The 19,497-nt window shown below is 74.6% G+C and carries 17 protein-coding genes and 3 tRNA genes; 12 read left to right on the forward strand and 8 right to left on the reverse strand.

The genetic code is table 11. The annotated features are described in order from the left end of the window. A partial coding sequence (locus tag ACFWN1_RS01075) for a hypothetical protein (RefSeq protein ID WP_384356860.1) occupies positions 1 to 1,101 on the forward strand: 1,101 nt, incomplete at its 5' end. A 12-nt stretch (positions 1,102 to 1,113) separates the two neighbouring features. Here ACFWN1_RS01075 and ACFWN1_RS01080 read toward each other — a convergent pair. Beyond that, entirely contained in the window at positions 1,114 to 1,710 is a 597-nt protein-coding gene (locus ACFWN1_RS01080; RefSeq protein ID WP_384356863.1) for a histidine phosphatase family protein, read from the reverse strand. A 215-nt stretch (positions 1,711 to 1,925) separates the two neighbouring features. Between ACFWN1_RS01080 and ACFWN1_RS01085 the strand changes: the two genes are divergently transcribed. The 7 genes from ACFWN1_RS01085 to ACFWN1_RS01115 all read left to right on the forward strand — a co-directional run bounded on the left by ACFWN1_RS01085 (position 1,926) and on the right by ACFWN1_RS01115 (position 8,160). Further along, on the forward strand, positions 1,926 to 2,879 hold the full coding sequence (locus ACFWN1_RS01085) for a phosphatase PAP2 family protein (protein WP_384356866.1): 954 nt from the start codon (positions 1,926 to 1,928) through the stop codon (positions 2,877 to 2,879). After that, positions 2,776 to 3,969, forward strand: coding sequence for a hypothetical protein (locus tag ACFWN1_RS01090; RefSeq protein ID WP_384356869.1), 1,194 nt, complete (start codon positions 2,776 to 2,778; stop codon positions 3,967 to 3,969). Before ACFWN1_RS01085 ends, ACFWN1_RS01090 begins: the two co-directional genes overlap by 104 nt. Beyond that, the gene (locus ACFWN1_RS01095) at positions 3,960 to 5,558 is read left to right on the forward strand and encodes a hypothetical protein (RefSeq protein WP_384356872.1); all 1,599 of its coding nucleotides are present in this window, start codon (positions 3,960 to 3,962) and stop codon (positions 5,556 to 5,558) included. The genes ACFWN1_RS01090 and ACFWN1_RS01095 overlap by 10 nt, the downstream gene beginning before the upstream one ends. After that, positions 5,555 to 6,892, forward strand: a complete 1,338-nt coding sequence (locus tag ACFWN1_RS01100) for an AAA domain-containing protein (protein WP_384356875.1) — start codon at positions 5,555 to 5,557, stop codon at positions 6,890 to 6,892. Before ACFWN1_RS01095 ends, ACFWN1_RS01100 begins: the two co-directional genes overlap by 4 nt. A 130-nt stretch (positions 6,893 to 7,022) precedes the next feature. Continuing rightward, the gene (locus ACFWN1_RS01105) at positions 7,023 to 7,394 is read left to right on the forward strand and encodes a hypothetical protein (protein WP_384356878.1); all 372 of its coding nucleotides are present in this window, start codon (positions 7,023 to 7,025) and stop codon (positions 7,392 to 7,394) included. A 126-nt stretch (positions 7,395 to 7,520) separates the two neighbouring features. Beyond that, the gene (locus ACFWN1_RS01110) at positions 7,521 to 8,096 is read left to right on the forward strand and encodes a bifunctional DNA primase/polymerase (protein ID WP_384356881.1); all 576 of its coding nucleotides are present in this window, start codon (positions 7,521 to 7,523) and stop codon (positions 8,094 to 8,096) included. After that, a tRNA-Lys gene (locus ACFWN1_RS01115) sits at positions 8,087 to 8,160 on the forward strand. The genes ACFWN1_RS01110 and ACFWN1_RS01115 overlap by 10 nt, the downstream gene beginning before the upstream one ends. 79 nt (positions 8,161 to 8,239) lie before the next feature. On the opposite strand, the gene ACFWN1_RS01120 is transcribed toward ACFWN1_RS01115, so the two are convergent. Further along, entirely contained in the window at positions 8,240 to 9,454 is a 1,215-nt protein-coding gene (locus ACFWN1_RS01120) for a M6 family metalloprotease domain-containing protein (RefSeq protein ID WP_384357013.1), read from the reverse strand. 369 nt (positions 9,455 to 9,823) lie between these two features. Here ACFWN1_RS01120 and ACFWN1_RS01125 point away from each other — a divergent pair, with 369 nt between their 5' ends. Further along, positions 9,824 to 11,671, forward strand: coding sequence for a putative bifunctional diguanylate cyclase/phosphodiesterase (locus ACFWN1_RS01125; RefSeq protein WP_384356884.1), 1,848 nt, complete (start codon positions 9,824 to 9,826; stop codon positions 11,669 to 11,671). A gap of 29 nt (positions 11,672 to 11,700) precedes the next feature. On the opposite strand, the gene ACFWN1_RS01130 is transcribed toward ACFWN1_RS01125, so the two are convergent. Together ACFWN1_RS01130 and ACFWN1_RS01135 are read right to left on the reverse strand one after the other, a co-directional pair. Continuing rightward, positions 11,701 to 12,789 (reverse strand): LLM class flavin-dependent oxidoreductase, encoded by a 1,089-nt coding sequence (locus ACFWN1_RS01130; protein ID WP_384356887.1) that lies wholly within the window; start codon positions 12,787 to 12,789, stop codon positions 11,701 to 11,703. Between the two features lie 103 nt (positions 12,790 to 12,892). Next, positions 12,893 to 13,624, reverse strand: coding sequence for a decarboxylase (locus ACFWN1_RS01135; RefSeq protein ID WP_384356890.1), 732 nt, complete (start codon positions 13,622 to 13,624; stop codon positions 12,893 to 12,895). 250 nt (positions 13,625 to 13,874) lie between these two features. On the opposite strand from ACFWN1_RS01135, the gene ACFWN1_RS01140 reads away from it, so the two are divergent. Together ACFWN1_RS01140 and ACFWN1_RS01145 are read left to right on the forward strand one after the other, a co-directional pair. Beyond that, entirely contained in the window at positions 13,875 to 14,822 is a 948-nt protein-coding gene (locus ACFWN1_RS01140; protein ID WP_384356893.1) for a D-2-hydroxyacid dehydrogenase, read from the forward strand. 354 nt (positions 14,823 to 15,176) lie between these two features. Continuing rightward, positions 15,177 to 15,253, forward strand: a tRNA-Lys gene (locus tag ACFWN1_RS01145). Between the two features lie 54 nt (positions 15,254 to 15,307). Here ACFWN1_RS01145 and ACFWN1_RS01150 read toward each other — a convergent pair. From ACFWN1_RS01150 to ACFWN1_RS01165, 4 genes are all read right to left on the reverse strand, one after another. Then, positions 15,308 to 15,745, reverse strand: coding sequence for a DUF3592 domain-containing protein (locus tag ACFWN1_RS01150; RefSeq protein ID WP_384356896.1), 438 nt, complete (start codon positions 15,743 to 15,745; stop codon positions 15,308 to 15,310). 89 nt (positions 15,746 to 15,834) lie between these two features. After that, positions 15,835 to 16,449 (reverse strand): lytic polysaccharide monooxygenase, encoded by a 615-nt coding sequence (locus tag ACFWN1_RS01155; RefSeq protein ID WP_384356899.1) that lies wholly within the window; start codon positions 16,447 to 16,449, stop codon positions 15,835 to 15,837. Between the two features lie 134 nt (positions 16,450 to 16,583). After that, positions 16,584 to 17,717: an SPFH domain-containing protein gene (locus ACFWN1_RS01160; protein ID WP_384356902.1), complete on the reverse strand. Its 1,134-nt coding sequence runs from the start codon at positions 17,715 to 17,717 to the stop codon at positions 16,584 to 16,586. Positions 17,718 to 17,804: 87 nt separating this feature from the next. Next, complete coding sequence (locus tag ACFWN1_RS01165) at positions 17,805 to 19,133, reverse strand: peptidoglycan-binding protein (RefSeq protein WP_384356905.1); 1,329 nt, start codon at positions 19,131 to 19,133, stop codon at positions 17,805 to 17,807. Positions 19,134 to 19,329: 196 nt separating this feature from the next. On the opposite strand from ACFWN1_RS01165, the gene ACFWN1_RS01170 reads away from it, so the two are divergent. Next, positions 19,330 to 19,403, forward strand: a tRNA-Lys gene (locus ACFWN1_RS01170). The last annotated feature ends 94 nt before the right edge of the window (positions 19,404 to 19,497 follow it).

The following is a 19,497-nucleotide window of genomic DNA, read 5'->3' on the forward strand; positions in this document are numbered from 1 at the left end:
GGGGACGGGCGCCCCTTCGACCCCGACGCCCCGTACGGCGCCCACGCGCCGTACCCGGACGACCCCCTGAACCACGAGGAGAGCGACGTGCTGCGTCGCGCATTCATGACCGGAACGGGCGCCACGGTGGCAGCCGCCGCCGCGCTGGGCCCGCTGGGCATCGCCACGGACGCCTCGGCGGCCGCACGGCGGGCCGGTACGTCGGAGGCGGCCGCCGTGGAGGAGGCCGTCCGGCGCATCCGGCTGCTGGACGACAGGCACGGCGCGGACGGCCTGTACCGGCGCGCGGCGGAGCCGCTGCGCGCCGCCTACGCCCTGCTGGACGCGGGCGCGACCCGGCAGACCACCGCCGAGCGGCTCCACTCGGGCGCCGGTGAGCTGGCCATCTCGGTGGGCTGGCTGGCCCATGACTCGGGCCGTTTCGACGACGCCCGCTCGCACTACGCGGAGGCGCTGGCCACCGCCCGGATGACCGGGGACGCGGCGCTGGAGGCACACGCCTTCTGCAACACCGCCTTCCTCGCGCGGGACGCCGGGCGCCCCCGCGAGGCGGTCCGCGCGGCGCAGGCCGCGCAGCGGGCCGCCCGTCCGCTGGGCTCGCCCCGGCTGATGTCGCTGCTGGCGCTGCGCGAGGCGGGCGGCTGGGCGGGGCTCGCGGACCGCACCGGCTGCGAGCAGGCGCTCGTACGCGCGCAGGCGCTGTTCGGGCGGGGCATCTCCGACGCCGACCCGGAGTGGATGAGCTTCTACGGCGAGGCCGAGCTGGCGGGTCTTGAGGCGCAGTGCTGGTCGACGCTGGGGGACTGGCGCCGCGCGGCCCGGCACGCCCGCCGCGCGACCCGGCTCCAGAACCCGCACTTCTCCCGCAACATCGCCCTGTACACGGCCGAACTGGCCGACGACCTGGCCCGCGACGGCCACCCGGACGAGGCGGCGGCGGCGGGTCTGCGCGTCCTGGACCTCCTGACCCAGGTCCAGTCCTCCCGCATCCAGACCATGCTGGCCGGTACCGCCCGCGTCCTCCTCCCCCACCGCCGCGCGAAGGGCGTGGCGGACTTCCTGGACCGCCATGCCTCGCTGCCGCGGCCTCGGCGGGGGTGACGGGCCGGGCTCCTAGCCGACCAGGTGCCCCGTCTCGTTCCAGCTCTCGATCGCCGGCTCGCCGTAGGCCCAGCCGAGGGTGGAGAGGGAGGTGGGGTTGAGGCGGAGGCGGGCGGCGAAGTCGAGGGGGAGACCGAGCCAGCGGGCGCCGATGGAGCGCAGGATGTGGCCGTGGGCGAAGAGCAGGACGTCGCGGTCGGCCGAGCGGGCCCACTGGACGACCTCGTCCGCGCGGGCGGTCACCTCGGCGAGGGTCTCGCCCTCGGGGACACCGTCGCGCCAGATCAGCCAGCCGGGCCGGACGTCCTGGATCTCGGCCGGGGTCATGCCCTCGTAGGCGCCGTAGTCCCACTCCATGAGCGTGTCCCACACCTCGGCGCGGTCGCCGAAGCCGGCCAGTTCGCAGGTCTCGCGGGCGCGGACCAGCGGGCTGGTGCGCACCTCCACGTCGGCGAAGGCGGCCGGCGGGCTCTGCCGGAGCCGTTCGCCGAGCAGCTTGGCCCCGCGCCGGCCCTCCTCCAGCAGCGGCACGTCGGTCCGGCCCGTGTGCTTGCCGGACAGCGACCAGGCCGTCTGTCCGTGCCGGGCCAGCAGGATGCGCGGTGCCATGGGGGAGACCTTTCCGGAAGAGGGACGCCGAGTGGACGCCGGGGAAACCGGTTCGCCGGGTCCTTCCATGATGGCGCACCTCCCGCGCGGGCAACCCGGCGGGCGATTCCGGCGTCTTCGAGAGCCGGAACGCCCGCGCGGACGGGCGGACCGACACCGTAAGGTGTCACGGCGCCCGAGGGGTGCCAGGCAACGCGAAGGGGAAGGGCGATCGGATGCCGCAGACCGAGACACCGGGCACCGGGGCGGTGCCGGGTACCCGGCCGCGCTGGTGGACCGAGCTGCCGCTGATCCTGCTGGTCTACGGCTGCTACACCGCCGGCCGGCTCCTCGCTCGCGGAAACGTCTCCTCCGCCGTGGACCACGGTCTGGTCATCCTCCGGGCCGAGCAGGCGCTGTACCTGAACGCCGAGCACCCGCTGAACCGGCTGTTCACGGCCGAGCCCTGGATAGGGGTGCCGGCCGACTTCTGGTACGCCTCACTGCACTACCTGGTCACCCCGGCGGTCCTGGTCTGGCTGTTCCGGGCCCACGCCGAGCACTACCGGGCGGCCCGCACCTGGCTGATGACGTCCACGTTCATCGGTCTGATCGGTTTCATCCTGCTGCCCACCTGCCCGCCCCGCCTGCTCTCCCCAGCCCACGGCTTCGTGGACACCATGGCGCACTACAGCGCGTACGGCTGGTGGGGCGGTGAGGCCAGCGCCCCGCGCGGCATGGGCGGCATGACCAACCAGTACGCGGCGATGCCGAGCCTGCATGTCGGCTGGGCGCTGTTCTGCGGGGTGATGCTGTGGCGGTGCGGGCGGACCCGCTGGGCCAGGGCGGCCGCGGTCGGCTATCCGCTGGTGACCGCGATCGTGGTCATGGGCACCGCCAACCACTACTTCCTGGACGCGGTCGCGGGCGCGGCCGTGATGGGCGCCGGCCTGCTCCTGGCCCCGTACGTGACGCGTGGCGCGACCGCCGCGCGGCTGCGCCTCGGCACCCGGGCGGCCCCGCCGCGGGCGGCCGGAAACACCGGTCCTTCCCCGGTTGTCAGTGCCGGATGCCAGACTTCCGCGGGTGAGCGAATTCCACGGCAGCGCGACTCGCGGCTCGACCCCGCGGCCGGAACCGACGCCTCCCCCAGCGAAGCGGGGGACGGCGCTGCGGCACCGGCTCGCTGAGCTGCGCGGTCCCAACGTCCCGGCCAAGGCGCTGGACGCGCGCGCCCTCGCGGCGCTCGCGGCCAACCCGGGCTGCCGCAGACGCGCGATCCTGGACGGCGCCGGGGTGGACAAGGCAGCGCTCGCGGGCGCGCTGGGCGCCCCGTCGGACTACGGGCAGTCCCAGTTCGCGCTGATCCGGGGCAACACCTTCGAGGCGCGCGTCAAGGCGGACGGCGGCGCCGAGCTGCTGCGGCTCACCCACACCCTGCTGGACCCGGCCGCCGAAGCCCCCGCCGGGGCCTCCGTGCCGGACCTGAGCGCGCCGGGCCCCGAGGGCCGCACCGCGCGTACGGCGCTCGCGCTGCGCGAGGCGGTCGCGGCGGGCGGCTGGACGCTGCTGGACCACCCGATGCTCGCGCTGGACGTGGCGGGCTCGCCCGCGTTCCTGGAGCCGGACGCGGTGGTGGTGCACCCCGACGGCGGCTGGACGGTCGTGGAGATCAAGTCGTTCCCGATGCTGGACGGCTCGGCCGACCCGGCGAAGGTCGGCGCGGCCGCCCGCCAGGCGGCGGTGTACGTGCTGGCGCTGGAGGAGGTCGCGGCCCGGCTGACCCCGCCGCCGGCCGTACGGCACGAGGTGCTGCTGGTGTGCCCGAAGGACTTCTCCAACCTGGCCACCGCGCGCGCGGTCGACGTACGCGCGCAGCGGGCGGTCACCGCGCGGCAGCTCACCCGGCTCACCCGCGTGGAGACCATCGCGGCGGAACTGCCCGAGGGCACCTGCTTCGACCCGGAGCGCCCCGCCGGTGAGCTGACGGCCGCCGTCGACGCGGTCCCGGCGGCCTACGCGCCCGAGTGCCTGTCCTCCTGCGAGCTGGCCTTCCACTGCCGGGAGCGGTCCCGCGCGGCGGACGCGGTGACCCGGCTCGGCCGTCCGCTCCGCGCCGAGCTGGGCGGCCTGGGCACCGTCCAGGAGGTGCTGTCGGCGGCCCGCGGCGAGAGCGGCGACCCGGACGATCCGGTGGTGGCAGCGCTGCGCCGGGCCGCCGCCCTGCGCGTGGAGGCACTCGCCGGCGCGGCGGACCGGGCGGCCGTGCCATGTCCCTGATCGCCACCCTGGCCCGCCTGGAGGCGGTGGCCACCGGCCGGGCCCAGCCCGCCGCGACCGTCCGGCACCGTCGGCTGTCCGACCGCCCGCTGGTGTTCGTGCCCCTGATCACCGCCGGCGAGACGGGCGCCCCGCTCGGCGCGCTGGTCGGCACCGACCGGGACGCGCCCCGGCTGCTCGTCGTGCCGCAGCCCCGCGACCGCGACCAGCGGTTCGCGTTCCTCGCCGAGCTGGCCGACATCGTGCTGCCGTACCTGGAATCCTGCGCCGAGGCGGTGGAGACGGCCGAGCGCACCGACACCGACCCGGAGACCGGCAAGCGGGTCAAGGTCGAGGTCGACCTGTGCGTGGACGCGCCCCAGATCGTGGTGCCGAGCCGCGCGGGCCTGGACCTCGTCCGGCTGCTGGGCCGCTCGACGCGGTTCCGGCGCACGGCCGAGCAGGACCCGGAGACGCCGTATCCGGCGCCCGCGCGCGTGCCGCTGCTGGGCCGCTGGCTGACGCACTACGGCGAGCGCTCCCGGGTTCCGGGCTCCTCGCTGCTGCTGGCGCTGACCGACGCGCTGTCCCGGCACTGGGCCACGGGGCAGTCCATGGTGGAGGACCAGCATCTGGGCGCCCTGCTGGCCTGGATCGACCCGCCCGAGGGCGAGTCCGGCGCCGAGGCGGCAGCGCGGGCGGAGCGGGCGCGGGACGCGGCGGGCCAGCTGCTGTGTCCCCCGGCGGGGCCGGCCACCGACCCGGCGTTCGACAACAAGCTGCTGGCCCCGGCCATCGAGCGGTACGACCGGGCGCGCACCGCGCTGGCCGCCGCCGAGGACGCCTTGAGCGCCGAGGACCTGCTGACCGCCCTCACCGCCGCCGAGCGGGAGATCCGCGACCTGGTCGAGAGCCGCACCCGGCCGACCTGGGACGCGGTCTGGCGCGGGCTCGACCTGCTGCGGGCGCTCCCCGAGGGCGGGCATGTCGAGCAGCGGTGGACCCGGGACCGCTGGTCCTTCACCGCCCACCGGGACCGGATCACGGCGGGCGAACCCCCGCAGCCGCGCCGGGACGACGCGGTGACGGCGGCGAACAAGCTGGCCACGCGCGAGCGCGAGCAGGCCCGGCTGGAGGCGCAGGAGGCGCTGGACGACCCGCTGGCGATGGCGGCCCGGCGGCTGGCCGGGGAGGCGCTCGCGGGCGAGGTGACCGAGGTGGTCATGGCGTACAGCGAGGGCAGGCGGCCGAGCCCGCGCCCGCTGGTGACCGTGCGCACCGAGGACCGCCCGCACCTGGGCGAGCGCGCCAGGGTGTACCGCTCGCTGAACGGCAAGCCGCAGACGGCGGAGTTCGCCGGGTACGAGGGCGCGCCGGAGGACGGTGTGCTCGTGCTGCGGATCATGGACAGGATGGGCCGGGGCAAGGAGCCGGACGCCGGTTCGGTGCCGGAGAAGGGCGACCCGGTGTGCTTCACGCTCTTCGAGCACGAGCAGCGCGGCGGCGCCAGGCTGCCCGACCCCGAGCAGACCCCGTGGACGCACGGCGGGCCGCCCGGTGAGCCCGTGCCGGAGATCCCGGACGCGGTGACCGGGGAGGACGTGCTGTGACGACCGCGGACTTCGACCCCTCGGCCGCCGCCACGCGTGCCACGGACGCGATCCTCGCCGACACCCTGCACGGCACCGAGCGCGGTGTGGTGGTGGACTCCCCGCCCGGCGCGGGCAAGTCCACGCTCGTGGTCCGGGCCGCGCTGGAACTGGCCGGGGCGGGCCGCCCGCTGATGGTCGTGGCGCAGACCAACGCCCAGGTGGACGACCTGGTGCTGCGCCTCGCGGAGAAGAACCCCGACCTCCCGCTGGGCCGCCTGCACAGCAGCGACACCGACGCCTACGACAGGGCGCTGGACGCGCTGCCCCACGTGCGTAAGTCGGCCAAGGCGGGCGATCTGAGCGGGCTCCCTGTGGTCCTCTCCACGGCCGCGAAGTGGGCGCACGTCACGGTGGACGAGCCGTGGGGGCACGCGATCGTGGACGAGGCGTACCAGATGCGCTCCGATTCGCTGCTGGCCGTGGCCGGGCTGTTCGAGCGGGCGCTGTTCGTGGGCGACCCTGGCCAGCTGGACCCGTTCTCGACGGTGGGCGGCGACCAGTGGGCGGGCCTGTCCTACGACCCGTCGGCCTCGGCGGTCTCCACGCTGCTCGCGCACAACCCCCGGCTGCCGCAGCACCGGCTGCCGGTGTCCTGGCGGCTGCCCGCGTCGGCGGCCCCGCTGGTGTCGGCGGCGTTCTACCCGTACACGCCGTTCCGCAGCGGGACCGGGCACGGGGAGCGGCGGCTCGCCTTCGCGGTGCCGTCGGACGGTTCGGGTCCGGACCGGGTGATCGACGAGGCGGCGGAGTCCGGCTGGGGGCTGCTGGAGCTGCCGGCCCGGCACACCCCGCGCACCGACCCGGAGGCGGTGCGGGCGGTGGCCGCCGTGGTGCGGCGGCTGCTGGACCGAGGGGGCGCGGCCGTCTCCGAGCGCGCGGAGACACCGACCCCGCTGACCGCCGGCCGGGTCGCCGTGGGCACGGCCCACCGGGACCAGGCGGCGGCGGTCCGCGCGGCGCTGGCGGACCTGGGTGTGACGGGGGTGACCGTGGACACCGCGAACCGGCTCCAGGGCCGGGAGTACGACGTGACGGTGGTCCTGCACCCGCTCTCCGGCCGCCCCGACGCCACCGCCTTCCACCTGGAGACGGGCCGCCTGTGCGTCCTGGCCTCCCGGCACCGCCACGCCTGCGTGGTGGTGTGCCGCGCCGGGGTGAGCGACCTGCTGGACGAGTACCCGTCCACGGAACCGGTCCAGCTGGGCACCCTGGTGAAGTTCCCGGACGGCTGGGAGGCGAACCACGCGGTCCTGGCGCGGCTGGCCGAGCACCGGGTGCCCTACCGGCCCTGAGCCGCGGGGCCCTGACCGTGGGTGCGATGCCTGGCCCCGGGGCCCTCTTGCACCGGCGCGGGACAATGGACGGTGGTCCGGCCGGAGGCCGGGCCGAGAGGAAGCGAACGTACGAGGAGGAGATGAAGACATGGCGGAGCCCTCGCCGCGTCGGCACGAACCGCGGCCACGCCCCGCGCCCCTGCTCTTCGAGCCTGCGGCGGCGGCCGCCGACCCGGAGCACTTCTTCGATCTGGAGTCGATGGACGACCCGCGCGCGCTGCTGACCCGGGCCACCGAGCTGACCCAGGCGTTCCGCGCGGCGGCCGACCGGGCCATGGAGTTCCAGGCCGTGGCGGCGGCCCAGCTCGCCGACCCGCGCCGGTTCGACCGGCTGACGGCGGCGGACATCGCCGAGCGCGCGGAATGGACCGAGGACTACGCCAAGAAGATGGTGGAGTTCGGCCGGGACCTGCTGCGGGGCGCCGACCCCGAGGGCCGCCGCGCGAGCGATCCGCACTAGCCCGAGCAGGACGCCCGAAGCAGCTGGCATATGCCAGGCGGGCAAGATACCCCGTCCCGCCCCTCCCTGTCCCCCATTTCCACAACCCAGCGAAACCGCTCCCTCACCGAGGGTAGACCTGTGTGCATGCCCAGTGCACCGGACGTCACCGCCGCCACCGCCGAGGGAGCCGCCTGGCTCGCCTCCGCCGGCATGTATCCGCGCAGCACGCTCGCTCTCTGGGAGGAGCGGCCCGGCGCCCCCGTGGTGCTGCCCTGCGGCACGCTCTTCGACGTGGTGAGCGCGCCCGCGGTGTTCGGGCGCCGGATGCTGGACCGGTTGTGGGGCGGGGAGGGGCCGGGCTGCGGCCCGGTCGCGGTGCACCGGGGCCGGACCCTGCTGTTCGCGGCACCGGGTACGTCCCAGCGGCTGCCCACGCTGCTGGCCTGGGAGGAGTGGGGCCCGCGCACCCATGCCGTCCCCCCGCTGCTGTGTCACGGCACCGGGGACGCGGTGACCGTCCCGGCGCTGGAGGGGGACGCCTCCCCGGCCCCGGCGGGCTCCCGCTGGCTGGTCGCCCCGGACACCCGCCACCCCTGGCTGCCCGGCCCCGAGGTGCTGCTCTGGGCGGCGGTGCGCGCGGCCCGCGCGGCGGCCCGGATATCGATTTTTCCTCCCGCCGACCAGGATGCTAAGGTCTGTGACGTCGGCAGGCGCCGCTAGCTCAGTTGGTTAGAGCAGCTGACTCTTAATCAGCGGGTCCGGGGTTCGAGTCCCTGGCGGCGCACAGACAACGAAGGCCCTCGCGAAAGCGGGGGCCTTTCGCATGCCCCACACCTCATGCACCCCACCGCGCGCGCCCCGCCTCAGCCGCCCTCCCCCGGCGTGATCCGCACCGTCCAGGCCCCGGCCGGCGTGTGCTCCTCCACCTCCACCTTCACCCCCTCCCCCGGCACGGTGAAGGTCTCCCCCAGCGAGACGGGCGCGTCGGCCAGCGGGGGATACACGGAGTTCTCCCAGCACGCCTCGCTGCGCGGATGCGCGTCCACCACCTCGACGGGACCGTCCCCGGACGCGACGCCGGCGCGCACCCGGTAGACGAGGATGCCCCGCTCGCACGCCGTACGGTCGTTCCCCGCCGGGCCGCGCGCCTCGAAGGCGAGGGCGGTGTCCGGGCCGGTGCGTACCACGGCGAGCTTGGTGCCGTTGCCGAGCCCGAAGACCGGGGCGCCGGACGCGCCGCGCACCGGGACGCCGGGCCCGGCCGCGAGCGGCTCCAGGGTGAGCCGGGTCGGGCCCGTCCCCCGGACGCACGCCACCTGACGGGGGTCCAGCCAGCCCAGTTTCCACTTGTGCCAGCCGAAGAGGTCGGGGGCCGCGCCGAACTGGCTTCCCATCAGGTCCCAGTCGCCGACGTGGGTGTCCCAGTCGTCCCCCGAGTCGGTCGGGCGGTGGTAGAGGTCGGGGAGGTCGAAGACGTGCCCGGTCTCGTGGGCCAGCACCAGCCGGTCGGGCGGGTGCCGCTCGAAGACGGTGACGACCCGGCGTACGTCGGTGCCGTCCAGCCGGACGGGTGTGTCGAGGTTGACCACCTTGGTGGCGTCGGAGTCCACGCCGGGCGCGTCCGGGTCGGCGACCAGGTAGACCACGTCGTAGCGGGAGAAGTCCAGCGCCTTGTCGGCCACGGCGAACGCGTCCCGCAGATAGGCGGAGCGGTCCGAGGCGCTCCAGTCCCGCGTTATGGCGTACGCGGTGGACGGGCGGGGCATCCGCAGCCAGCGGTCCAGCGGGTGCGGGCGCAGGGTGAAGCGGCCGTAGGAGGACTGCTCGAAGTAGCGGCTGGTGGCCGGGAAGTGGTCGGCGGTCAGTTCGGCGGGGGTGGTGCGCGGGGTGGCGTCCGGGAAGGACAGGAAGACCAGGGCGGCGTCGAGGCGGCCCTGGGGGCGCGGGTAGGCGGAGTTCCAGCTGTCCAGGCCCTCGGAGTGGTGGGCGTCGGTGCGGTGCAGCGCGCAGGGCTCGGGCGAGAAGGGTTCGGCGACCGAGGGGCCGGTGAGGATGGAGGTCGCGGCGAGCGCCGACATCGTGGTGACCACGGCGGCGGTGCTGCGCAGCTTGGGCACGTCGGGGACCTCCGGATGCGGTTCGCGGGACACCGCCACCCAGACTGTGTGCTTATGTTGCGCTATGTCCTGTTTACCTGAACCGGAAGGGTGAGTACGCCCGTTTGCCCGTCCGCTGGGCGCCCGGCGGCCGACACCCCGAATCACTCACGGAACGTCACAATTGGTCGTGGGCCTCAATAACCCGTCCAGGTCCGGGCAGAAACGATCTGTCAGGAGGGCGGGTCGGTCGGGGAGACTGGAGACCGGCTGGAAGGGGCCGGGACCAGCCTCTATGATCGGCACACTTTCCGGCACGGACTGGGATCGAGTGCACTGCGGGAGCGAGCGGTGAGCGGAACGTCCGAAGGGCCGACGCCCGCGGCAGACCTCGACCGGTCAGCCGTGACAGACGGTGACCACATGATCTACCTCCGGGTCTTCACGACGGCCCCGCTCCCCATGGCCGTGGTGACCCCCGACGGGCTGGTCGCGCACGCCAACGCCGCCCTGGGAGCGCTGCTGGGCACGTCCGCCGAGGCGCTGGCCGGACGCCCCGCCGCCGATCTGGTCGACCTGGCCCCCGACCCGGGCACCCGGCACGCCTACCGCGAGGTGCTCGGCGGCCGCCAGGACCGGCTGCGCTGCACCCGGCGCCTCAAACAGCCGGACGGCGACCCCGTATGGGTGCGCATCACCGTCACCCCGCTGACCGAGGACACACCGGGCGCCCTGCTGTCCGTCTCCGACATCAGCGCCCGCCGCGAACTCCAGGCGCGCCTCCGGCACTTGCGGATGCACGACCCGGTGACCCGGCTGCCCAACCGGACCCTGTTCTTCGAGCGGCTCTCGGCCGCGCTGGAGGCCGAGCCGGAGGACGGCACCGGCGCCGGCACCGGGCGGATCGGCCTGTGCTGCCTCGACCTCGACGGGTTCAAGGCGGTCAACGACACCCTGGGCCACCGCGTCGGGGACCGGCTGCTGGAGGCCGTGGCCAAACGGCTGACCCATGTGGCCGAGGAGACCGAGGGCGCGCGGGCCGGGGCCCCGCTGGTGGCCCGGCTCGGCGGCGACGAGTTCGCACTGCTCGTGGAGGACTCCACCGGCACCGAGCAGCTCTCCGACCTGGCCGCCTCGGCGCTGCGTGCGCTGGAGGAGCCGTTCGACCTGGCCGGGCGGCGGCTGTCGCTGACCGCGTCCATCGGGGTGGTCGAGCGGCGCATGGCCGGGACGACGGCGACCGGTCTGATGCAGGCCGCCGACACCACGCTGTACTGGGCGAAGGCGGACGGCAGGGGCCGCTGGACCCTGTTCGACCCCGAGCGCAACGCGCACCGGATCACCCGTCAGGCGCTGTCATCCACCCTGCGTCCGGCCATCGAGCGCGGGGAGTTCGCGCTGGAGTACCAGCCGCTGGTCGGCATGGAGGACGGGCGGCTGAGCGGGGTGGAGGCGCTGGTGCGCTGGCACCACCCGCAGTTCGGGACGCTGACGCCGAATCGGTTCATCCAGCTGGCCGAGGAGGACGGTTCGATCGTGCAGCTGGGCCGCTGGGCGCTCGTCACCGCCTGCCGTCAGGCCCGGCAGTGGCAGCTCGCCCATCCGGACGAGCCGCCCATCTTCGTCAGCGTGAACGTGGCCGTGCGCCAGATGTGGGACTCCGACCTGGTGGCGGACGTGGCCGGCACGCTCACCGAGACCGGGCTCGCCCCGCACCTGCTCCAGCTGGAGCTGACCGAGTCGGCCGTGATGGGCTCCGGGGGCCGCCCGATCCAGGCGCTCCAGGCCCTCAGCGACATGGGGGTGCGCATCGCCATCGACGACTTCGGCACCGGCTACTCGAACCTTGCCTACCTCAGCCGCCTGCCGGTCTCGGTGCTGAAGCTGGACGGGTCCTTCGTCCGCGGCTTCCAGTACGAGGGCGGTGACCCGGGCCGGGCAGGCACCACGGCGAACCCGGCCGACGAGGTGATCGTGGAGGCGATGATCCAGCTGGCCCACCGGCTCGGGCTGACCGTCACCGCCGAGTGCGTGGAGACCTCCGCGCAGGCCACCCGGCTGCGCCGGATCGGCTGTGACACCGGGCAGGGCTGGCTGTACTCCCGCCCGGTGCCGCCGGACCGCATCACGGAGCTGCTCGGGGGTGTCCTGTCGGTCAGGCCGGGTCAGGGCGTGCCAGACGCCGCGAGGCCGGCCTGACCGACAAGGCACCCCCGAGGGGTGCGTAGCTACGCGGCTGGCAGGCCGTAGGCGTCGGCGATCAGCTCGTAGGAGCGCAGCCGCAGTTCGCCGCGGTGGGCGTGGCTGGTGAGCATCAGCTCGTCGGCGCCGGTGCGCTTCTGCAGGTCGTCCAGGCCAGCGCGGACCTCGTCGGCGGTGCCGTGCACGATGTTGCGGGTGAAGGAGGCCGCGAACTCCTCCTCCATGGGGCTGAATTCGTGCCGGGCCGCGTCCTCGGGGTCGGGGAAGAGTCCGGGCCGGCCCATGCGCAGCCGGAGCATGTTGAGCGCGGTCGCGCGGACCTGGCGGCCGGCCTCGGCCTCGTCGTCGGTGGCGAGCGCGGAGACGCCGATGAGGGCGTGGGGCTCGGCCAGCACCTCGGAGGGGCGGAAGGTCTCCCGGTACAGGTCGAGCGCCGGGATGGTGTTCTGCGCGGAGAAGTGGTGCGCGAAGGCGAAGGGCAGGCCCAGCATTCCGGCCAGCTGGGCGCTGAAGCCGGAGGAGCCGAGCAGCCAGAGCACCGGCCGGTGCGGGGACTGGACGCCACCGGGGGTGCTGCTCTGCACCGGGCCGGGGATGGCGTGGATACGGGCGTAGGGGTGCCCGTCGGGGAAGTCGTCGTCGAGGAACCGGGTCAGCTCGGCGAGCTGCTGCGGGAAGTCGTCAACGCCCTCGTTCAGGGTGTCGGAGCGGCGCAGCGCGGCTGCCGTCGCCCCGTCCGTGCCCGGCGCGCGGCCGAGGCCGAGGTCGATCCGGCCCGGCGCCATGGCCTCCAGGGTGCCGAACTGCTCGGCGATGACCAGCGGGGCGTGGTTGGGCAGCATGACACCGCCCGAGCCGAGCCGGATGCGGTCGGTGTGGGCGGCGAGGTGCGCCAGGATCACGGCGGGCGAGGAGGAGGCGACGCCCGGCATCGAGTGGTGCTCGGCGACCCAGTACCGGTGGAAGCCACGCGCCTCGGCGGACCGTGCCAGCTCCACGCTGGTGCGCAGCGCGTCGGAGGCGGTGCTCCCGGCGCCCACGGTGACCAGGTCGAGTACGGAGAGGGGGACGGGGGCGGTGCCGTGCACGGCGCCCCGGATCTCGTCTGCCGGCACGGTGGAAGCCTCCTGTTTACGGCGTGCTCTGTACTGCGTGCGCAACAGGAGGCTGTCCCCGCTTATTCCCCCCGGCCGGGCCGGGCACCTGGTCGGAGCCGGGTCAGAGCTGTACGACGGGCTCCCGGGTGAAGAGGGCGCCGAGGGCGTCGGTGCGCAGCCGGCGGTCGGCCAGCCGCAGACCCTCCCACACCGAGACCTGGGACGCCGTGAGCACCGGCTTGCCGAGCGCGGCCTCCAGCGCGGACAGGTGGGCGGCGGTGCGCAGCGCGGTGTCGGGCAGCAGCACCGCCTCGGCGTCCGGGGTGTCTGCGGCCCGCGCCAGGGCCAGGAGTTCGGCCTCGTCACCCTCGGCGGCCCGCTCGGCGGTGAGGGCGTCCACCTCCTCGGTGCCGGTCACCTCCAGACCGCCGTCGGCCAGGAACGCCCGCAGCAGCGCGGCGGTCTCGGGCGGGTAGGCGTGCGCGACGGCGACCTCGCGGACGCCGAGCGCCTGGGCGGCGTGCACGAAGCCCAGCGAGGTGGAGGAGGCGGGCAGCCCCGCCTGCCGGGCCAGTTCCGTCGCCTCGGTGTGTGCGTCCTTCCAGCCGTGCGCGAAGCCGCCCGCCGGGCTCGTCCACACCACCGCCTCGGCGCCGGTCAGCCGCAGCCCCTCCATGGCCGCCGTGAGCCGTCCGGCGAAGTCCGCGCCGTGCAGCGGGTCCACCGCGTGGGCGTCCTCGCCGGTGGACGTGTGCACCAGGTCCAGCCGGACCGCGCCGGCGAGCAGTTGCTCGACGCGCGGGTAGTCGTCCTCGCCGCGATGGCCCGGACAGAGGAATCCGATTGCTGTCATGTCGGCCTTTCTCCGTGTCACTCGGAGTTACTCAGGGTTACTCAGGCGTACTCAGGGCTGTTCCCCGCGTCTTCCCCCGCTTCCCGCGAAGGCGCCCCGTGTGGCCCGCACGGCGGTACGGGCACCCCCGCTGGAGGTGCGGGTACCCGGCGGAGGCCGGATCGCCCCCCTGAACGGCACGGCCCGTTGACGCCGCCGGGTGCCCGTGCCAGCGTGGGCGGCCGCACGGGAGACGGGAGGCGGCAGGCCGATGACCCTCCCCACCCTGCTGGTGCTGGACGCCGATCCGCCGCCGAGGCTCGGCCGGCTCACCGGCCGGGCCCGCGTCGTGCACACCGGCGCCGGGGGCCTGGCCGCGCTGCTGCCGGCGGCGGACGTGCTGCTGGTCTGGGACTTCCGGTCGCGGGCGGTACGCGAAGCCTGGCCCGGCGAGGGGCCGCGCCCGGCCTGGGTGCACACCGCGAGCGCGGGCGTGGACCACCTGATGTGCCCCGAACTGGCCGCCTCCGGCGCGGTGGTGACCAACGCGCGCGGTGTCTTCGACCGGCCGGTGGCCGAGTACGTGGCCGCGCTGGTGCTGGCCGCCGCCAAGGACCTCCCGCGCACGGTGGACCTCCAGCGGGATCACGTCTGGCGGCACCGGGAGACCCGCCGGGTGGCGGGCACCCGCGCCTGCGTGGTCGGCTCCGGACCGATCGGCCGGGCCATCGCCGCCACGCTGAAGGCGCTCGGGGTGACGCCCGCGCTGGTGGGCCGGGTGCCGCGCACCGACGTACACGGCCCGGCCGACCTGGACCGGCTGATCGCCCGCGCGGACTGGGTGATCGCCGCCGCACCGCTGACCGAGCAGACGCGCGGCATGTTCGACGCGCACCGCTTCGGGGTGATGCAGCCCTCGGCGGTCTTCGTCAACGTCGGCCGGGGCGAGCTGGTGGACGAGCCGGCGCTCGCCGAGGCGCTGCGCAGACGCTGGATCGCGGGCGCGGCCCTGGACGTCTTCACCACCGAACCCCTCACCCCCGACAGCCCGTTGTGGGACCTGCCCGGCCTGCTGGTCTCCCCGCACATGAGCGGCGACACGGTCGGCTGGCGCGACGAACTGGGCGCGCAGTTCGTGGACCTGTACGAGCGCTGGGCGGCGGGAAGGCCGCTGATCAACGTGGTGGACAAGAAGCGGGGTTACGTACCGGGGCACTGAGGTCCCCCGTACGTCTCGACAACACCTCATCTCAGCAGGCCACTTGGCCGATACCGTGGAAGCGATCCGCCGGCCGGATCGCGCGGCCGGGCGAGCGGGCGCAGGGGGAGACCGGGGCGCCGAAGCACCAGCCGACCGCCCCGTTCCACCCGGTCCAGGACGCGCCGCGCGTGCTGGAGTCCGTCGCCCGCCATCCCGCCGGGGTCGCCGGCCGGGGACGCCCTCAGCCGGCACGCGGCCCCGGTGCTGCTCCCACCGGCGCTGTAGCGCCCCCGGCGGTGGTCCGGAGCACCCCGGGGGACCAGGTAGTATTTTCTCTGTCGTCGGCCGCGAGAAGCGGAAGGCGGGAGTCATGCGCCGCTAGCTCAGTTGGTTAGAGCAGCTGACTCTTAATCAGCGGGTCCGGGGTTCGAGTCCCTGGCGGCGCACCACTGCCGAGGGCGGATCGGGAAATCGATCCGCCCTCGGTGTCTTTCCACATCTTTCTACATGGCGGAGTGCGCGGAGACCGCGAAGAGGACGCAGCCCGCGGCTATCACGCCGAGGAAGGCGACCACCACGCCGGTGCCGACGATGAGACGCCCCCGGGCCGGCCGGAGCGCGGTGGCCCACTGCGGCCGCTCCGCCAGATAGCGCACCACCACATGGTCGCCCGCCACCACGGTCGAGTCGCCCCCGGCCTCGTCGAACCGGAACCGCTCGCCCTCGCGGCTGGTGAACTCGTACACATGGTGGAGCGTGCTGTGCACGGCCGTCTTGTCGCCGCCGCTCGTCTTCATGTAGGTGTTCAGGCAGCGCCCCTCGGCCACCTGGCCGTGCGCCCACAGTGTGCGGGTGCGCAGGGCCCGGCGGATCACCTGGACGATGCCGAGGACACACCCGGTGATGATCACTCCGGGCGCGATGTAGAGCAGTGCATCCATGAAACCCCCCTGGGTCGGCACGCCGCCCCCGGTGGACCGGCGTGCCGCGAACGTACCCATGTCCCAGGGTGATCGGGCTCAAGGGAAGCTCAGAACGTGACGTCCGAGCAGGCGTAGAAGGCGTTCGTCGTGTCGGCCACGTTCCAGACCGCGAGGATCACGTGGTGTCCGGTCAGGCCCCTGGGGAGGGTGCCGCTGTGGCTGAGCGTGGTGGGGGGACGCTGGCCGTTGTACGGCACCGAGAGGAACGGGGTCAGGTTGAGGTCGGACCGGGCGAGGGCGTGGTTCTGGTTCCAGCCCTGCTTGGTGACGTAGTAGGTGAAGTCGCTGGTCGCGTGCATGGCGGTGAACTGCCAGCGGAAGGTGTACGACTGGCCGCCGGTGACCCGGGTGGTGGGCCAGGCGCCGCCGGAGGGGGTGTTCGGGGCGTTGAGCTGGCCGAAGCGGCTGTTGCCGCCGGCGCACAGCTGGCCGTCGCCGGGGCCGGAGCCGGGGAAGCCCTTGGGACCCTCGACGCTCTGCGGCTCGTACTGGATGTCGCCGCAGTTCGTCACGGAGCCGTTCTGGCAGAGCTTCTGCCGGCTGACGGGGAGGTCGGTGTAGCCGTGGCCGCTGGCGCCGCCGGTGGAGAGTACGAACGCGCCGGCCGTGGCCATGCCGAGCACGGCCGCGGACAACGCTGACAACCTGGTCCTGGTACGCATGCTGCCGCTCCTGGGGAACGTCGTGGGGGGAAGGTTCACTGAGCCGGGCTGTGCGGGGACGGTGCGATAGGTCCAGACCAAGTACCAGATTATTGCCGGGAGTTGAACATGTCCATACCGTGCGGCGGCGCGCGTCAGGCCGGTTCCCGGCGGGCCGAGCAGAACGCCACCGTGAGGTCCCGGACCAGCGCCTTGCGCTCGTAGTCGTCCAGCTCGACCAGCCCGCGCGTGGTGAGCCGGGTGACCGTGTCCTCGACCGAGTCCACCACCGAACTGAGCATGGTGGCCCGCTGCCGGTCGTCCAGCGCGGCGATCCGGCGCCGCTGCATGGCGGCGGCGACCTCGGGCGCGTACTCCACCCGGACCGGCTGCACGGAGAACACCTCAAGGCCGACCGGCGCCACGTCCGCCGCCACCAGCCGGGTCAGCGCGTCCCCGGCCGCGTCGGCCCCGCTGCGCGCCCCGCCGGGCAGCTCCACCGGGACCCGTGCGAGCGCCGACTCCACGCATTCGCGCAGGTAGGTCTCGTGCTCCTCGATGCCGAGCAGTGCCCGCGCGGTGTCCCGCACCCGCCACACCACCAGGACCACCACCCGCAGCGCCACCCCGTTCGCGTCGGCCGCGGGCACCGCGCCGCTGCGCCAGTGCCGCAGCCGCACATCGGCGCGGCGCCGCCGCAGCAGCGGGTTGATCCACAGCAGCCCGGTGCGCCGTACGGTCCCCCGGTAGCGGCCGAACAGCCCCAGCACGAAGGCCCGCCCGGTGCGCCCGCGCGCCAGCCCGCCGAAGCCGGACAGCCCCAGCGTCCCGGCACCCGCGTACGCCGCCCACTGCGCGGCACCGAGCCCCGCGCCGGGGTGCGCGCCGAGCACCTCCCCGGGCAGCACCCCCGCCCACCAGGTGGTCGCCAGGCAGCCGGCGATCCCGCCGAGCCCGGCCAGCACCCCGGCGGCGCCGGGCAGCACCCGCGCCGGGCGCTCCTGTAGGCCGGGGTCGGGCCGCAGCTCCGGGCGTCTGCGGACCGGCGCCGGACGGCCGAGCCGGGGCTGCTCGCCGGTGCCCTGCCGGCGGTTCACCACGGCGGGCCGCCGCGCCTCGGACGCGGGGGCCGGCTCGTCACGGAAGAGCAGATGGACGGGGATCTCGGTCGTGGCCTCGTTGTGGATCAGCCGGGCGGGCCGGACGGCCGTCCCCGCGCCGCCCGGCGGGCTCTCCGGGCGTTCCTCGGACTCATGGGACTCATGGATGGGGGGTGTCGTCGTGCTCATGGGTGCCTCCAGCCTCCGCGCCAGATGCGTCATGACAAGGGATGCCGGGCCGCGCGCGGACGCGGGGCCCGGGGGTGACCGGGCGCCTCAGCCGAACAGGCGGCGCCAGGTATCGGGGCCCGGGTAGCCGTCCGCCGCGCTGCCGCGCCAGCCCCGGGCGCGCTGGAAGGCTTCCACGGCCCGCCGGTCCGCTTCGCTCCAGCGCGGTCCCGGCCCGGTGGCGTAGAAGCTGCCGAATCCCTTCTTCACCAGCTGCCGCCCGAGCTGGGTGACGTGGGGGTTGTCGGCGCCCGCCCGGAAGTACCGCTTGCCGGGGAAGGCCGGGACGCCGCCGGGGCCCGCCGAACCGGACGTGATGTCCTTGCCCTTGCCGGTGACCAGCAGCTCCCAGGTGCGCGGGCCGGGCAGCCCGTCGGCCGCCGCCCCGGTCCAGCCCTGGGCCTGCTGGAACGCCTGGGTGGCGCGCCGGTCGGCCTCACCCCAGACCGGGCCGGGTCCCGTCGAGTAGTACGAGCCGCCGCCCCGGGCGACCAGCATCTCGCCGAGCTGGGTGACGTACGTGTTGTTCGCGCCGGGCCCGAAGCGACTGGCGCCTGGGAAGGGCACGGCGGTGACCGCCGGCTCGGCGCCCGCCGACCCCGCGGTCACGCCCTTGTAGCGGTAGGGGACGTACTTGGCGGCGTTGTTCCAGTAGGCGTAGGGCGTGCTCTGGCGGCGGGTGTGCGGGGGCGTCTGCTCGTACCCCGTGTAGGCGGTGCGGGTGTAGTCGGTCCAGCCGCCGAAGAGCACGACGTGCGAGCCGTTCTGCGGGTCGGCCGCGTTGTGGAAGAGCAGCATGTCGCCGGGTTGCAGCTCCTCCTTGGTGATCTTCACGCCGAACTGGGCCAGGCTGCCCGTCCACTCGTTGGAGAGCAGGCCCCAGGCCATGGAGAGATAGCCCGAGCAGTCCTGGCGGTAGCCGTCGGACCAGAAGGCGGTGGTGCTGTAGGGCACCTGGGCGCCGACCCAGAGCTTGGCCCGGTTGATGATCGCGGTACGGGTGGTGGCGGGGGTCCTGGCCTGCGGCCGGGCGGGCGTGTTGCCCGGCCCGTGCAGCGGCGCGGCGCTGCCCTGGGGGGTGGCGGGGCCCCCGTCCGCCCCGGGGGCGCCGGGGCGGGCCGCGAGCTGGGGGGTCTGGAGGGTCTGGGGGATCTGGGAGGTGGTGTGCCGGGGCGGCTGAGCGGTGAGCGCCGCGGCCGCGGGGACGGCACCGAGGACGGCGGACGCGGCGGCGGCCATGACCACGGCGCCCCGGGCGGCCGGGCGGCCACCTGGGCGGGCGGACGGCGGCCGGGAGGCGAGCCGGCGCCACCGGACGCAGCCGAGGCAGTCGCAGTCGCTCACCGGATCGATCTCCTCGAACACCGGAGCGGTCATGCGATCTGCCTCACATGGAGGGTGGATATGTCCGTGTGTGTGCACGTCGATCAGTCTCACAACTGTCCGCGTGACGCGCATGTTGACGGTCCGAATGGTGCACACGTCCCGCCGGGACGGCCCAGGGGCGACTCCCGGGCGATCGGTGGCGGTTCGGAGCACCCCGGCTGGTCCTGTAGAGTTTTCCCGTCAGCAGGCGCCGCTAGCTCAGTTGGTTAGAGCAGCTGACTCTTAATCAGCGGGTCCGGGGTTCGAGTCCCTGGCGGCGCACAGACAACGAGCAGGCCTCCCGTGCGAACGGGGGGCCTGCTTGCGTCTCCCGTCACCGCAATGATCGGTTTTGACCGGTGAACAACGGACTGAC

This window comes from Streptomyces sp. NPDC058459 (genome assembly GCF_042721685.1).
In the GTDB taxonomy this organism is placed as follows: Bacteria; Actinomycetota; Actinomycetes; order Streptomycetales; family Streptomycetaceae; genus Streptomyces.